14 protein-coding genes are annotated in these 15,557 nt (G+C 71.7%); 13 read left to right on the plus strand and 1 reads right to left on the minus strand.

What is annotated here, in order from left to right; translation table 11 throughout:
* Positions 1–875 (minus strand): quinone oxidoreductase family protein (locus FB00_RS19795; protein ID WP_047234645.1); only part of this gene is annotated, 875 nt, incomplete at its 3' end.
* A gap of 36 nt (positions 876–911) precedes the next feature.
* On the opposite strand from FB00_RS19795, the gene FB00_RS21825 reads away from it, so the two are divergent.
* The 13 genes from FB00_RS21825 (at position 912) to tyrS (ending at position 15,162) form a co-directional block, all read left to right on the plus strand.
* Positions 912–2,420: a reverse transcriptase domain-containing protein gene (locus FB00_RS21825; protein WP_156186485.1), complete on the plus strand. Its 1,509-nt coding sequence runs from the start codon at positions 912–914 to the stop codon at positions 2,418–2,420.
* 103 nt (positions 2,421–2,523) lie between these two features.
* Positions 2,524–2,964 carry a hypothetical protein gene (locus FB00_RS19800; protein WP_156186486.1) on the plus strand — a complete coding sequence of 147 codons (441 nt, stop codon included), beginning with the start codon at positions 2,524–2,526 and terminating at the stop codon, positions 2,962–2,964.
* A 385-nt stretch (positions 2,965–3,349) separates the two neighbouring features.
* A complete protein-coding gene (argC, locus tag FB00_RS19805; protein ID WP_047234647.1) occupies positions 3,350–4,444 on the plus strand; it encodes an N-acetyl-gamma-glutamyl-phosphate reductase in 1,095 nt (364 codons plus the stop codon).
* Positions 4,441–5,652, plus strand: coding sequence for a bifunctional glutamate N-acetyltransferase/amino-acid acetyltransferase ArgJ (gene argJ, locus FB00_RS19810; protein ID WP_047234648.1), 1,212 nt, complete (start codon positions 4,441–4,443; stop codon positions 5,650–5,652). The genes argC and argJ overlap by 4 nt, the downstream gene beginning before the upstream one ends.
* Entirely contained in the window at positions 5,649–6,638 is a 990-nt protein-coding gene (argB, locus tag FB00_RS19815; RefSeq protein ID WP_047234649.1) for an acetylglutamate kinase, read from the plus strand. Before argJ ends, argB begins: the two co-directional genes overlap by 4 nt.
* 50 nt (positions 6,639–6,688) lie before the next feature.
* Positions 6,689–8,023 (plus strand): acetylornithine transaminase, encoded by a 1,335-nt coding sequence (locus FB00_RS19820; protein WP_269430029.1) that lies wholly within the window; start codon positions 6,689–6,691, stop codon positions 8,021–8,023.
* Entirely contained in the window at positions 8,023–8,958 is a 936-nt protein-coding gene (argF, locus tag FB00_RS19825; protein ID WP_047234650.1) for an ornithine carbamoyltransferase, read from the plus strand. Before FB00_RS19820 ends, argF begins: the two co-directional genes overlap by 1 nt.
* Positions 8,955–9,491, plus strand: coding sequence for an arginine repressor (locus FB00_RS19830; protein WP_043655538.1), 537 nt, complete (start codon positions 8,955–8,957; stop codon positions 9,489–9,491). The genes argF and FB00_RS19830 overlap by 4 nt, the downstream gene beginning before the upstream one ends.
* A gap of 86 nt (positions 9,492–9,577) precedes the next feature.
* Positions 9,578–10,807, plus strand: coding sequence for an argininosuccinate synthase (locus FB00_RS19835; protein WP_047234651.1), 1,230 nt, complete (start codon positions 9,578–9,580; stop codon positions 10,805–10,807).
* Positions 10,808–10,890: 83 nt separating this feature from the next.
* Complete coding sequence (gene argH / locus FB00_RS19840) at positions 10,891–12,288, plus strand: argininosuccinate lyase (RefSeq protein ID WP_047234655.1); 1,398 nt, start codon at positions 10,891–10,893, stop codon at positions 12,286–12,288.
* Between the two features lie 40 nt (positions 12,289–12,328).
* Positions 12,329–12,994: a uridine kinase family protein gene (locus FB00_RS19845; protein ID WP_047234652.1), complete on the plus strand. Its 666-nt coding sequence runs from the start codon at positions 12,329–12,331 to the stop codon at positions 12,992–12,994.
* Positions 12,995–13,019: 25 nt separating this feature from the next.
* Positions 13,020–13,715, plus strand: a complete 696-nt coding sequence (locus tag FB00_RS19850) for a DNA-3-methyladenine glycosylase (protein ID WP_052877813.1) — start codon at positions 13,020–13,022, stop codon at positions 13,713–13,715.
* A 175-nt stretch (positions 13,716–13,890) separates the two neighbouring features.
* Positions 13,891–15,162, plus strand: coding sequence for a tyrosine--tRNA ligase (gene tyrS / locus FB00_RS19855; RefSeq protein ID WP_047234653.1), 1,272 nt, complete (start codon positions 13,891–13,893; stop codon positions 15,160–15,162).
* Positions 15,163–15,557: the final 395 nt, after the last annotated feature.

The following is a 15,557-nucleotide window of genomic DNA, read 5'->3' on the forward strand; positions in this document are numbered from 1 at the left end:
CCGCCCGCGACCGCGCCGAGCACCTCGGTCGCGCGCTCGACGAGCTCGGCGCGCGTCGCGGTGTGGTCGGCGAGCTTGGGCCGCGTGAGGAAGAGCGACCCGCCCGCGTTGAGGCGCTGCGGGTCGAACGGCGGGACCTGACCGGACGAGCCGCCGTAGAGCACGAGCGTGCCCCGGCGGCGCAGCGACGCGAGCGACGCGTCGAAGGTGTCCTTGCCGACCGAGTCGTACACCGCCGCGACCCCCTCGCCGCCCGTGAGCCCGCGCACGACCTCGGGCAGCTCGGTGGTGAGGTCCGCGAACGCCGTGTACTGGATCGCGTGCTCGGCGCCCGCGCCGCGGGACAGCTCCGCCTTCTCGGGGGTCGAGACCGTCGAGATCACGTGCGCGCCCCGCGCCACGAGCATCTGGGTCAGGAGCAACCCGACCCCGCCCGCGCCCGCGTGCACGAGCACGCGGTCGCCCGGGCGGACCGGGTAGGACGAGGTGCACAGGTAGTGCGCGGTGAGCCCCTGGAGCGCGACGGCGGTCGCGTCCTCGAGCGAGACCGCGTCCGGCACGTGCAGCGCCTGCGCCGCGTCCACGAGGACGAGGTCCGCGTACGACCCGGGCGCCTCGGTCCACACGACGCGGTCGCCGACGGCGAAGCCCGCGACGCCCTCGCCCAGCTCGGCGACGACGCCCGCCCCCTCGCTGCCCACGACGTGCGGATACTCCATCGCGTACACGCCGGAGCGTTTGTACGTGTCGATGAAGTTCACGCCCGCCACGGCGGACCGGACGAGGAGCTGCCCGGGACCCGGCGACGGGTCGGGGAGCTCGGTGTACTCGAGGACCTCGGGACCGCCCGCCGCGCGGGCCACGATCGCGTGCATGAATGTACTCTAGCCACCAACGCTATCCTTCTCGGCATGAAGCTCGACGCTAAGCAAGTGAGTGCCCTCGATCTGCGCGGGGCCGCGGAGATGGTCGTCCAGCGTCCAATGGAACAGATGCCGCCGCTGATCTCCGATCTGGCACTTTCAGACGCTGTCGACGCACTGGCAAAATCGGCTGCTGCGGTCGGGCAACAGGAGGTGCCATTCGCGTCCGAGAGCATAGGAATGCCGAAACGCGGTCTTGGGCCTCGAGTCATTACAGTGCTCCCACCCGATGTGCGAGCACTGTACTCGGCGCTTGTCGGATCGGTCGAGGACGCGTGTCCCGAGCCGTCTCGTGGCAAGGACTGGGATGTGCACCAACTATACGGCGCGGCGGTTGGAAGCAAGAAACTTCTCTTAGACTTCGACATTGCGGCATGCTATGAGTACATAGATCATGAAATTCTGTACGAAGAACTTGCCGCCGCTACAATGGACCCGCCCAAGGCGCGTGCAATTGTTGATACATTGGGTGCAATCTTCGGCCGCCCACGGGGATTGCCACAAGCAGTTGATGCGAGCCACACGCTTTCGGACCTGTACTTGTCGCGGTTGGAGCGCACGCTGCTCCATGCTGGTTTCGATGTCGAACGATTTGCCGACGATTTCCGATTAGTTGTCGACGGCTGGGCGGCGGCGCACGATACCCTAGAGTTTGTAAGCGGCTTGAGTCGCGGAGTCGGATTAATCCTCGCCGATTCAAAGACAAGGATACAGAGCAGTGTGCAGGTCTTTGCAGAATTCGCCGAAAGGCAACGGGTCCTGAACGACCTAAAGACGGAGGTTTCCGATGAATTGACCTCTCTTAGCTTTGTGGCTTCGGGGTACGATGATTGGGAGGTCGTCGAACTGCCGCCCGATGATTCTGTTGTGAACGAGGCCGCCTTGCGTAGGGTTGTAGAGCTATGGGCGGATGGTCCGCCATGGGAAAACAAGGGCACGGTCTCCAAGCTTGGATCGAACGCCCTCCAGGTCTTGTCCGCTCAGAGCATTCGTGTAGAAAACTCGCATCTATTCACGATTGCGAATCGCGAGCCTATACGGCTATGGAATGTGCTGCGCTACTGCATTGCGCGTGAGTCAGAGTCGACTGAAAACTGGGATCTGCTAGCACGCCTATCAGGGCTTGAGCGGCAGAGCCCGTGGTTGCGACTGTGGCTCCTGCACGTTGCGAGCATGCAGAGCGAGCCGCCAACTGGTTCCGCTGCGTCGGCTTTCGACGAGTGGGCTATCTCGCTAACAGCAGATCGACACGAGACGGTTCGATGTGCGGCTGCGTGGCACTTGGCCACGAGGCGACGTATCGACGTGGGTCAGATTGCCGATCTATTTAAGGACGCGACAAAGACGAGTCGTATCGGTCTAGCCGCTGCCGCGGGTCAGATCCGTTCTTCGGGTAACGGGAGTACGAAGATCGAGAACGCGATCCGCAACTGGAGTCCGCTAACCAAGGCGGCATTTGAATGGGGGGTGAAGTTTGACTCTAACGTCTCTGGCTGAGCGTTGCCTCCTTGAACTGGCCGTGGCGCAGGGGCATAGTGTCGCTGGCGCGGATGCGCGTACGTACTTTGATTCAGTGGTTAATGCGGTTAGTGTCACCGAGGTGTATGTCGACGGTCTGCTGGGCGCACTCGTTAACGCTGAGGTTGCGAAGGAGAATCAGTATGTGCGCGCGCTTCGAGAAGATCTAGGCGAGAAGATGTTCACTACCTGGAGCTCGCGGCTCGGCTGGCTGGGGAGAGCCTTCGAGGTTTCGATCGCAGGATCCGGCGCGCAACAGGAGATGTTCACCGTAATCGAGGTGCGTAATGCGGTGGTGCACGGGCACGGCAAACTCACTCGGCGCCAGGCCACCACATTGCAAGGCGTGCTCGACCTGGAGAAAGCGTTCTGGGATACATGCAAAGTTGACGTTTCCGGGGGTGTCTTGTCGGCGACGGATAGGACAGCGGCAATGGTTGCCTCCGTATCTGCCCGCTTTATTAGACAACTCGACGCCGCGGCAGCACTTAAGCACGGATGGTTGTCAGGGGTGGTGATCTAGAGAGAGACTCGCGTAGTCTGTGCACGCCGGTTTTCTGGTGAGGCGCGCCCTGGGGCAACCGATGGGCGTCCCAACCTAAGGTGGCCGCGTCGATTCTGCGGCATTAAGGGCTCGGGCGAGACGTCGGGGCTCTGGTGAGTTGGTATTCAGTTGGAGGCGTCGTAGTTTTTCCCTCGTGCGCCCAGCGTCTCGTTCGCTTTTGGCGATCAGGCTGCAGGAGCATTTTTTAGCCCGCTACCGTTTGGCGGCCTTCGACCGCATCGTTGTCATAGCAGTGGGGGATGGGAGTGCCCGGCTCTCTGCGGAGTCAACGTGCGTTGGGCCTGTTGGAGGTCGGGCCGTTCTGTCGAGGCCGGTCGACGGCCCTGCATAAGTATGTATAGTGATGCATATGACGATCAGAGTCGCGGTCGCGGGTGCGTCCGGGTACGCCGGCGGGGAGACGCTCCGCCTGCTCGCCGGGCACCCGGAGGTGGAGATCGGCGCCGTCACGGCGCACAGCAACGCGGGGTCGCTCCTCGGCGAGCACCAGCCGCACCTGCGATCCCTCGCCGACCGCGTGCTGCTGCCGACGAGCGTCGAGCACCTGCTGGGGCACGACGTCGTCGTCCTCGCGCTGCCGCACGGCGCGTCGGGCGAGATCGCGGCGCAGCTCCCGGACGACGTGCTCGTGCTGGACCTGGGCGCGGACCACCGGCTGGAGTCCGCGGCGGACTGGACGTCGTTCTACGGGTCGGAGCACGCGGGCACGTGGCCGTACGGGCTGCCGGAGCTCCTGCTCACGCACGAGCCGGGCGCGGCCGCGAGCGAGACCAAGCAGCGCGAGCGGCTCGCCGGGGTGCGCCGCATCGCGGTGCCGGGCTGCAACGTCACCGCGGTCACGCTGGGCATCCAGCCGGGCGTCGCAGCAGGCCTCGTCGAGGGCCGCGACCTCGTGGCGGTGCTCGCCAACGGGTACTCGGGCGCGGGCAAGTCGCTCAAGCCGCACCTGCTCGCGTCCGAGGCGCTCGGGGCGGCCCAGCCGTACGCCGTCGGCGGGTCGCACCGGCACATCCCGGAGATCGCGCAGAACCTCCGGGCCGCGGGTGCCCCGGCCGTGAGCATCTCGTTCACGCCCACCCTGGTCCCGATGTCGCGCGGCATCCTCGCCACGGTGACGGCGCGTCTGTCCGACGACGCCGCTCGCCTCGACCCCGCGACGCTCGACGCGCGCGTCCGCCAGGCCTGGGAGGACGCGTACGTCGGCGAGCCGTTCGTCCGGGTGCTGCCCGTGGGGCAGTGGCCGACGACGGCGATGACGCTCGGCGCCAACACGGCGCTCGTCCAGGTCGCGGTCGACCACGCGGCGGGCCGCGTCGTGACCGTCACGGCGATCGACAACCTCGTCAAGGGCACCGCGGGCGCCGCGGTGCAGTCCATGAACATCGCGCTCGGCCTGCCGCAGACGGCGGGCCTCACGACCGAGGGGGTCGCCCCGTGACCGTCACCACCCCGCAGGGCTTCCGGGCCGCCGGCGTCGCCGCCGGGCTCAAGTCCACGGGCGCCCGCGACGTCGCGCTCGTCGTCAACGACGGGCCGCTCGACGTCGCCGCGGCCGTGCTCACGACGAACCGCGTGTTCGCCGCACCGGTCGCGTGGACGCGGCAGGCCGTGAGCGACGGGCGCGCGACGGCCGTCGTGCTCAACTCGGGCGGCGCCAACGCGTGCACGGGGCCGGAGGGCTTCGCCGACACGCACCGGACCGCGGAGCACGTCGCGGACGTGCTCTCGACCTCCGCGGGCGACGTGCTCGTGTGCTCGACGGGCCTCATCGGCGTGCGGCTGCCCCTGGAGAAGCTGCTCGCCGGGGTCGACGCCGCCGCGGCGGCGCTCGCGGACCCGGTCGCCACGGTCGACGGCGGCGGCGACGCCGCGCTGGCGATCATGACGACGGACACCGTGCCCAAGACGGTCGCGGTGTTCCGCGAGGTCGCGGACGCCACCGCGACGGACGGCGCCGCGACGTGGTCCGTGGGCGGCATGGCGAAGGGCGCGGGCATGCTCGCACCGGGCCTCGCGACGATGCTGTGCGTGCTCACGACGGACGCCGTCGTCGACGCCGCGACGGCCGACGCCGCGCTGCGCGCTGCGACCCGCACCACCTTCGACCGCGTCGACTCCGACGGCTGCATGTCGACCAACGACACCGTGATCCTCCTGGCCTCCGGCGCGTCCGGGGTCGAGGTGACGCTCGACGAGCTCACGGACGCCGTGACCGAGGCGAGCGCGTCGCTCGCGCGCCAGCTCGTGGCCGACGCCGAGGGTGCGAGCCACGACGTCGCCGTCACCGTGGTGAACGCGTCCAGCGAGGACGCCGCCGTCGCGGTCGCGCGCGCGGTGACGCGCTCCAACCTCTTCAAGGCGGCGATCTTCGGCAACGACCCGAACTGGGGCCGCATCGTGTCCGCCGTCGGGACCGTCCCGGAGGACGTCGCGCCGTTCGACGCGCTCCTGCTCGACGTGACGGTCAACGGCGTCCAGGTGTGCAGGGCCGGGGGAGTGGGCGAGCCCCGCGAGCTCGTCGACCTCGCGGCCGAGCGGGAGGTGCGCGTCGAGATCGACCTGCACGCCGGCTCCGCGAGCGCGACCGTCTGGACCAACGACCTCACGCACGACTACGTCCACGAGAACAGCGCGTACTCCTCATGAGCGACGACCCCACGACCCCGACGCCCCATCCGGACGATGCCGCGTTCGACACGCGCACCGACCTGCGCCCCGAGCAGAAGGCGGAGGTGCTCGTCGAGGCCCTGCCGTGGCTGCAGGAGTTCGCCGGCGCGCTCGTCGTCGTCAAGTACGGCGGCAACGCCATGGTCGACGACACGCTCAAGGCCGCGTTCGCCGAGGACATGGTGTTCCTGCGGCGCGTGGGGCTGCGCCCCGTCGTCGTGCACGGCGGGGGCCCGCAGATCTCCGCGATGCTCGACCGGCTCGGCATCGAGTCCGAGTTCCGCGGCGGCCTGCGCGTCACGACCCCGGAGGCGATGGACGTCGTGCGCATGGTCCTCACCGGCCAGGTCTCGCGCGAGCTGGTCGGCCTCATCAACGCGCACGGCCCCTACGCCGTCGGGCTCTCGGGCGAGGACGGCGGTCTGCTCCAGGCCCAGCGCCGGCACGCGACCGTGGACGGCGAGCCGGTCGACGTCGGGCTCGTCGGCGACGTCGTCGAGGTGCACCCGTCCGCGGTCCAAGACCTGCTCGACGCCGGCCGCATCCCCGTCGTCTCGACCATCGCGCCCGACCTCGAGGACCCGACCCAGGTGCTCAACGTCAACGCCGACACCGCCGCCGCGGCGCTCGCGGTCGCGCTCGGCGCGAAGAAGCTCGTCGTGCTGACCGACGTCGAGGGCCTGTACACGTCCTGGCCGGACACGGACTCGCTCGTAGCGCAGATCACGCGCTCCGAGCTCGCGGCGCTCCTGCCGTCCCTGTCCGCGGGCATGGTCCCCAAGATGGAGGCGTGCCTGCGCGCGGTCGAGGGCGGCGTGCCCGCGGCGACGGTCATCGACGGCCGCGTGCCGCACTCGACGCTGCTCGAGGTCTTCACCACCCAGGGCAACGGGACGATGGTCGTCCCCGACCCCGCGGGCGCGCCGGCGCCCGAGCCTGCCACGACCCCCGGAGGAGCCGCGTGAACGCCCTCGACCACCCGACGGGCGCTCCCGCGCCCGCACCGACGACCACCGTGACGGCCCCGGCCGACGGCTCCGTCGCCCAGTGGACCGACCGCTACGCGCACGCCGTCATGGACACGTTCGGCCCGCCGCAGCGCGTCCTCGTGCGCGGCGAGGGCGCGTACGTGTGGGACGCTGACGGGAAGCGGTACCTCGACCTGCTCGCGGGCATCGCGGTCAACGCGCTCGGCCACGCCCACCCGACGCTCACGGCCGCCGTCTCGGCCCAGCTCGGCACGCTCGGGCACGTGTCGAACTTCTTCGGCACCCCGACGCAGATCGCGCTCGCCGAGCGCCTGCTCGCGCTCGCGGAGGCGCCCGAGGGGTCGCGCGTGTTCTTCACGAACTCGGGCACCGAGGCGAACGAGGCGGCGTTCAAGATGACGCGCCGGAACAACGACACGGGGCGTCGCACGCGCGTCCTCGCGCTCCAGGGCGGCTTCCACGGTCGGACCATGGGCGCGCTCGCGCTGACGTCGAAGGCCGCGTACCGCGAGCCGTTCGAGCCGCTCCCGGGCGGCGTCGAGTTCGTCGCGTTCGACGACGTCGCCGCGCTCGAGGAGGCGTTCTCGCCCGCCGTGGTGGCGGCCCGCGGCGAGGTCGCGGCGCTCGTCCTCGAGCCCGTGCAGGGCGAGGCGGGAGTGCGCTCGCTCTCGCCGGGCTACCTCGTCACCGCGCGCGAGCTCACGGCGCGCCACGGCGCGCTGCTCGTGCTCGACGAGGTGCAGACCGGCGTCGGTCGCACCGGCTCGTGGTTCGCGTACCAGCAGCCCGAGGTGGGCGGCGGGATCGTGCCCGACGTCGTCACGCTCGCCAAGGGCCTCGGCGGCGGGTTCCCCGTCGGTGCGGTGGTCGCGTACGGCGAGCGGGCGGCGACCCTGCTCGGCCGCGGTCAGCACGGCACGACGTTCGGCGGCAACCCCGTGGCGGCCGCGGCGGCGCTCGCGACGCTCGGTGTCATCGAGCGCGACGGCCTGCTCGAGAACGTCCGGGCCGTCGGCGCGCTCCTGCGCGACGGCATCGCCGGGGCCGGGAACCCGCTCGTCGCCGAGGTGCGGGGGCGCGGGCTGCTCCTCGCCGTCCAGCTCACCCGGCCCGTCGCGGCCGACGTCGCGCGCACGGCGCTCGACGCCGGGTTCGTCGTGAACGCCGTCGCGCCCGACGCCATCCGCCTCGCGCCGCCCCTGATCCTCACGCCCGACCAGGCACGCGACGTCGTCGCGTTCTTCGCGACCGTCGCCGTCCCGGAGGACCCGGCCGCCGCGGCGGCCGGCCCTTCCGCCCCCGGCACCGCGAACCCCGCATCCACCGACCGCACGACCGACCCCACGACGAGGAGCTCCTGATGGCCCCCCGGCACTTCCTGCGCGACGACGACCTCACGCCCGCCGAGCAGCGTCAGGTCCTCGAGATCGGCCTCGCCTTCCGCGACGACCGCACGTTCCGCCAGCCGCTCGCCGGACCGCAGGGCGTGGCCGTGCTGTTCGACAAGCCGACGCTGCGCACGCAGCTCTCGTTCGCGACGGGCATCGCCGAGCTCGGGGGCTTCCCGGTCGTCGTGGACGGCCGGCTCGCCCAGGTCGGCGTGCGCGAGTCCGTCGCGGACGTGACGCGCGTGCTCGACCGCCAGGCGTCGGCGATCGTGTGGCGGACGTTCGGCCAGGACCGCCTCGAGGAGATGGCGGCGATCAGCCGCGTGCCGGTCGTCAACGCCCTCACCGACGACTTCCACCCGTGCCAGATCCTCGCGGACCTCCTCACCGTCGCCCAGCTCCGCGGCGGGACGGGGGCGCTCGCGGGCCAGACGCTCGCGTACGTCGGCGACGGCGCGAACAACATGGCGCACTCCTACCTGCTCGGCGGCGCGACCGCGGGCCTGCACGTGCGGGTCGGGACGCCGGACGGCTACCCGCCGCACCCCGTCTTCGTGGCCGACGCCGAGCGGATCGCCGCCGAGACCGGGGGTTCCGTGCTCGTCACGTCCGACCCGGTCGAGGCCGTCGCGGGTGCCGACGTCGTCGCGACCGACACGTGGGTGTCGATGGGGGACGAGGCCGAGGCCGAGCAGCGCGCGCTCCCGTTCGTGCCCTACCAGGTGAACGACGACCTCCTCGCGCACGCGAAGGACGACGCGATCGTGCTGCACTGCCTGCCGGCCTACCGCGGCAAGGAGATCACCGCCGAGGTCATCGACGGCCCGCGCTCGGCCGTGTGGGACGAGGCCGAGAACCGGCTGCACGCGCAGAAGGCGCTGCTCACGTTCCTCCTGGAGCGGTCGTGACCGAGGCCCGCACGGCGACGACCAAGACGGCGCGCCACGCGCGCATCGCCGAGATCGTGCGCCGCACCGAGATCCACTCCCAGGCGGAGCTCGCGCGCGAGCTCGAGCGCGAGGGGCTCTCGGTCACGCAGGCGACGCTCTCGCGCGACCTCATCGAGCTGCGCGCGGAGAAGGTGCGCGGCGCCTCGGGCGCGCTCGTGTACGCCGTGCCGGGGGAGGGCGGGGACCGCAGCGTGCAGACCGCGGAGTCGCCCGAGTACCTCGCGGCCCGGCTCGCGCGCCTGTGCTCGGAGATGCTCGTCTCGGCCGAGGCGTCGGCGAACCTCGTCGTGCTGCGCACCCCGCCCGGCGCGGCGAACTACCTCGCGTCCGCGATCGACCACTCCGTGCTCCCGCACGTGCTCGGCTGCATCGCGGGCGACGACACGATCCTCGTCATCGCGCGCGACCCTGACGGCGGCGCGGACCTCGCCCGCCGCTTCCTCGAGCTGTCCGGGCCCCACGGCGGGCCCGTCCCCGGCACGCCGGACTGACCGCCGTCGGACCACGCCCCGCGCGGCGGACCGCCCTGCGAGACTGGACCCCGGACCCCACCCGCACGTCACAGAAAGAGACCGTCATGACTGAACGCGTCGTGCTCGCCTACTCGGGCGGCCTGGACACGTCGGTGGCCATCGGCTGGATCGCCGAGGCCACGGGCGCCGAGGTCGTCGCCGTCGCGGTCGACGTCGGCCAGGGCGGGGAGGACCTCGAGGTCATCCGGCAGCGTGCCCTGGACTGCGGCGCCGTCGAGGCGTACGTCGCCGACGCGCGCGACGAGTTCGCGGCGGAGTACTGCATGCCCGCGCTGCGCGCGAACGCCCTGTACCTCGACCGGTACCCGCTCGTCTCTGCGCTGTCGCGCCCGGTCATCGTCAAGCACCTCGTGCGCGCGGCGCGCCAGTTCGGCGCGACGACCGTCGCGCACGGCTGCACGGGCAAGGGCAACGACCAGGTGCGCTTCGAGGTCGCGACGACGTCCCTCGCGCCCGAGCTCAAGACCATCGCCCCCGTGCGCGACCTCGCGCTGACGCGCGAGAAGGCCATCGAGTACGCGGAGAAGCACTCCCTACCGATCGCCACGACGAAGCACAACCCGTTCTCGATCGACCAGAACGTGTGGGGGCGCGCGGTCGAGACCGGCTTCCTCGAGGACATCTGGAACGCGCCGACCAAGGACGTCTACAACTACACCGACGACCCCACGTTCCCGCCGGTCGCGGACGAGGTCGTCGTGACGTTCGAGCAGGGCGTCCCGGTCGCGCTCGACGGCGTCGCGGTGACCCCGCTGCAGGCGATCCAGGAGATGAACCGCCGCGCGGGCGCGCAGGGTGTGGGGCGCATCGACATCGTCGAGGACCGCCTCGTGGGCATCAAGTCGCGCGAGGTCTACGAGGCGCCGGGCGCGATCGCGCTCATCGCCGCGCACCAGGAGCTCGAGAACGTCACCCTGGAGCGCGAGCAGGCTCGCTTCAAGCGTGGCGTCGAGCAGCGCTGGACCGAGCTCGTCTACGACGGCATGTGGTTCAGCCCGCTCAAGCGCTCGCTCGACGTCTTCATCGACGACACGCAGCGGTACGTCTCGGGCGACGTGCGCCTCGTGCTGCACGGCGGTCGCGCGACCGTCACGGGCCGCCGCTCGGAGGCGAGCCTGTACGACTTCAACCTCGCGACGTACGACGAGGGCGACTCGTTCGACCAGTCGCAGGCCAAGGGATTCATCGAGATCTACGGTCTCACCGCGAAGCTCGCCGCCGCGCGCGACGAGAAGTTCGGCAACGGTGTGGACCTCGGGGCAGGAGCACTGTGAGCACGCACGACCAGCAGGGACCGGAGACCACCACGCCCGTCGAGGACGGCGCGGCGGCGGAGGCCAACGAGGGGGGAGGGCGCGTGAGCCTGTGGGGCGGCCGCTTCGCCGGCGGGCCCGCCGACGCGCTCGCCGCGCTGAGCAAGTCGACGCACTTCGACTGGCGCCTCGCGGGCCAGGACGTCGCGGGCTCGAAGGCTCACGCGAAGGTCCTGCACGCGGCCGGACTCCTCGACGACGACGAGCTCGACGGCATGCTCGCGGCGCTCGAGCGCCTGCGCGAGGACGTCGCGTCGGGAGCGTTCGTCGCGGCCGACGACGACGAGGACGTGCACACCGCGCTCGAGCGCGGCCTCATCGAGCGGGCCGGTCCCGAGCTCGGCGGCAAGCTGCGTGCGGGACGGTCGCGCAACGACCAGATCGCGACGCTCACGCGCATGTACCTGCGCGACGAGGCGCGCACGATCGCGGGCCTGGTGCTCGACGTCGTCGACGCGCTGATCGAGCAGGCCGCCGCCCACCCCGGCGCCGCGATGCCCGGGCGCACGCACCTCCAGCACGCGCAGCCGGTACTCCTCGCGCACCACCTGCTCGCCCACGCGTGGCCGCTGCTGCGCGACGTCGACCGGTTCATCGACTGGGACGTGCGGGCCGCGCGCTCGCCGTACGGGTCGGGGGCGCTCGCGGGCTCGTCGCTGGGTCTCGACCCGGCGGCCGTCGCCGCCGAGCTCGGGTTCGACGGCCCGGTCGAGAACTCGATCGACGGCACCGCGTCGCGCGACGTCGTCGCGGAGTTCGCGTTCGTCGCGGCGATGCTCGGCGTCGACCTCTCGCGCCTCTCGGAGGAGGTCATCCTCTGGGCGACCAAGGAGTTCGGCTTCGTGCGCCTGCACGACTCCTACTCCACGGGGTCGAGCATCATGCCGCAGAAGAAGAACCCCGACGTCGCGGAGCTCGCGCGCGGCAAGGCCGGTCGTCTGATCGGTGACCTGTCGGGACTGCTCGCCACGCTCAAGGGCCTGCCGCTCGCGTACAACCGCGACCTCCAGGAGGACAAGGAGCCCGTGTTCGACCAGGTCGACACGCTCGAGGTGCTCCTGCCCGCGTTCTCCGGCATGGTCGCGACGCTCGAGTTCGACACCGAGCGCATGGCGTCGCTCGCCCCGCAGGGCTTCTCGCTCGCGACCGACGTCGCCGAGTGGCTCGTGCGCGAGGGCGTGCCGTTCCGCGTGGCGCACGAGGTCGCCGGCGCGTGCGTGCGCGTGTGCGAGGAGCGCGGGATCGAGCTGTGGGACCTCTCCGACGACGACCTCGCGGGCATCTCCGAGCACCTCACGCCGGGCGTGCGCGACGTCCTGAGCGTCGAGGGCTCGCTGGCGTCGCGCGACGCCGTGGGCGGCACGGCCCCTGTCCGGGTCGCCGAGCAGCTCGAGACGGCGAAGGAGCGTTCGGCCGAGTACCGCTTCTGGGCGCAGGGCTGACGACCCTCGTGCTGACGGTGCCCGCGCCGGGGGTGCGCGCGTGAGCGTCGAGCAGGAGGTCCTCGCGGACCTCGTGCGGCGCGTGCGCGACGCCGTCCCGCGCCTCGGCCCGTCGCCCCGCCCGGGCGACGGGCTCGCGGGAGGTCGTGCGACGCCGTCGGGCACCCGGCTCGTGGTGGTCGACGGCCCGGCGGGCTCGGGCAAGACGACGCTCGCCGCGCAGCTCGGCGACGCGCTGCCCGCGCAGGTGCTCCACATGGACGACCTGTACGAGGGCTGGCGCGGGCTCGAACCCGCCTGGGGCCGCCTCGCGGAGTGGGTCCTCGCCCCGCTCGCGTCGGGACGCGCCGGGCGGTACCGCCGGTTCGACTGGGAGCTCGACCGCTTCGCCGAGTGGCACGACGTCGCCCCGGCACCCTTCCTCGTCGTCGAGGGCTGCGGGGCGGGTCGCCGCGAGGCGGACGAGGTCGCCGCGCTGCGCGTATGGGTCGAGGCCACGGACGACGTGCGGCTGCGCCGGGGGCTCGACCGGGACGGCGAGGACCAGCGCGCGCACTGGCTCGCCTGGATGGCGGACGAGCGCGCGCACTACGCGCGCAACGCCTCGCGCGAGCGGGCCGACGTCGTCCTCGACGGCTGGGGGAACGTCGTGCGCGCGAGCGAGCGGCCCTCGCGCCGGGGCTCGGGTGACGGTGGCGAGGCGTAGATTGCCCACGACGGAAGGTGGTGCGATGTCGACGGACGCCGTGACGCAGACGACGGGGAGCGGGGGGTCCCGCGCCGTCGGACCGTGGGACGTCCCGGCCCGCGCGTGGTACGCGCGCGACGTCCACGAGGTCGCCCGCGACCTGCTCGGGTCGTTCCTCACCCGGCGCAGCGACGACGGCGACGTCACCCTGCGGATCACCGAGGTCGAGGCGTACGACGGCGAGCGCGACCCGGGGTCGCACGCGTTCCGCGGCCGGACGGAGCGCAACCGCGCGATGTTCGGCGAGCCCGGCCGGCTGTACGTGTACCGCCACCTGGGCCTGCACCACTGCGTCAACGTGGTCTGCGGGCCGGTCGGCCGCGCGTCCGCCGTCCTGCTGCGCGCGGGCGAGGTGACCGACGGCGTCGACCTCGCGCGGTCGCGCCGGCTCGCCGCCGGGCGGTGCGACTCCGACCGCCAGATCGCCCGCGGTCCCGCGCGCCTCGCGGTCGCGCTCGACCTCGACCTGCGCCAGTACGGCGCCGAGCTGACGGACCCCGACGGTGAGCTCGTGCTGCACCGTGCGACCGCCACGACGCTGCGCCCGGCGATCGCGACGGGCCCGCGCGTCGGCGTCTCCGGCGACGGGGGCGACGGAGACCTGTACCCGTGGCGCTCGTGGCTCGCGGGGGACCCGACGGTCTCGGCCTACCGTCGTGTGAGCGCCAGGGCGCGATGAGTCGTGCCGCCGGCCCGCGGGGTGCGGCCATGACGGCGTCGCGGCCCGCCGGACGTTCCCGGCCGTCCCGTGGGCGGTGGCCCGCGACGGCCGCGCGGCACGGCAGACTAGGACCCGCCTCCCGCACGGGCGGCGAAGCACGTGCCCGGACCGGGCACTCGACGAAGGAGCAGAAGTGAGCGACGTTCTCGACGAGCTGCAATGGCGAGGCCTGGTGGCGCAGTCCACCGACGAGGCCGCGCTGCGCGCCGCGCTGGCCGAGGGTCCGATCACGTACTACTGCGGCTTCGACCCGACGGCGCCGAGCCTGCACCACGGCCACCTCGTGCAGCTCGTCGTGCTGCGTCACCTCCAGCTCGCGGGCCACCGCGCCGTGGCGCTCGTGGGCGGGGCGACGGGCATGATCGGCGACCCGCGCCAGTCGGGCGAGCGGGTGCTCAACACCAAGGAGACCGTCGCGGAGTGGACCGAGCGGCTGAAGTCGCAGGTGTCGCGGTTCCTCGACTTCGAGGGTGACAACCCCGCCCGGCTCGTGAACAACCTCGACTGGATCTCCGAGCTGTCGGCGATCGACTTCCTGCGGGACGTCGGCAAGCACTACCGGCTCGGCACGATGCTCGCGAAGGACACGGTCGCGCGGCGTCTGCGCTCGGAGGAGGGCATCAGCTTCACCGAGTTCAGCTACCAGATCCTCCAGGGGATCGACTTCCTCGAGCTGTACCGCCGGCACGGCGTGTCCCTCCAGACAGGGGGCAACGACCAGTGGGGCAACCTGCTGTCGGGCGTCGAGCTCATCCGCAAGACCGAGGGCGCGGCCGTGCACGTGCTCACCACGCCGCTCATCACCAAGGCCGACGGCACCAAGTTCGGCAAGACGGAGGGCGGGGCGGTCTGGCTCGCGCCCGACATGATGAGCCCGTACGCCTTCTACCAGTACTGGCTCAACGCCGCGGACGAGGACGTGGTGGGCTGGCTGAAGATCTTCACCTTCCGTACGCGCGAGGAGATCGCCGAGCTCGAGGCCGCGGTGCGCGAGCGGCCGGGTGCGCGCGAGGCGCAGCGCGCCCTCGCCTCGGACGTCACGACGCTCGTCCACGGCGCGGAGGCGACGGCGTCCGTGATCGCCGCGAGCCAGGCGCTCTTCGGTCGGGGTGAGCTGGCCGGCCTCGACGCGGGGACCCTGGGCGCCGCGGTCGCCGAGCTGCCACGCACGACGGCGCAGGTGGGCGACGCGGTCGTCGACCTTTTCGCGGCGTCAGGCCTCGTCGCCTCCAAGGCGGCCGCGCGTCGCGCGGTGGCCGAGGGCGGCGCGTACGTCAACAACGTCAAGGTGACGAGCGAGGACGCCGTCCTCACGGCGGACGACCTGCTGCACGGGCAGTTCGCCCTCCTGCGCCGGGGGAAGAAGACGCTCGGGGTCGCGGTCGCGGACGGTGCTGCCGCCTAGCAGCCACGTCGCCCCGAGGGCGAAGGGGCCGGACCGCTCGACGCGGTCCGGCCCCTTCGGCGTCTCGTCGCTGCGCACGGACCGCGCGGACGCTCGTGCGGTGCCGCAGGGGCGCCGGACGGCGCCACCGAGCGAGCGCCAGGGGTGCGCAGCGCACGGATTTGGCACCCGGACAGAGCGCGTGTAGTGTTCTCGACGTTCGCCCGGCAGGGAGGAACGGACACCGAGTCTCGATCGCACGAGACGGTGGCTGGTCCCCCGGGCGAGACCCCCCTCGAGAAGGACTCGGCACATCGCGCGCCGTGACATGATCGGGGCTGCTGGTTCCCCGGCTCCCTCCGCTCGGATCACCGAGTTGGAGAGGGCGCAGAGGATCTGGTAGATTAGAGAAGTTG

Origin of the sequence: Cellulosimicrobium funkei (assembly GCF_001019615.1) — a bacterium.
Lineage (GTDB): Bacteria > Actinomycetota > Actinomycetes > Actinomycetales > Cellulomonadaceae > Cellulosimicrobium > Cellulosimicrobium cellulans_E.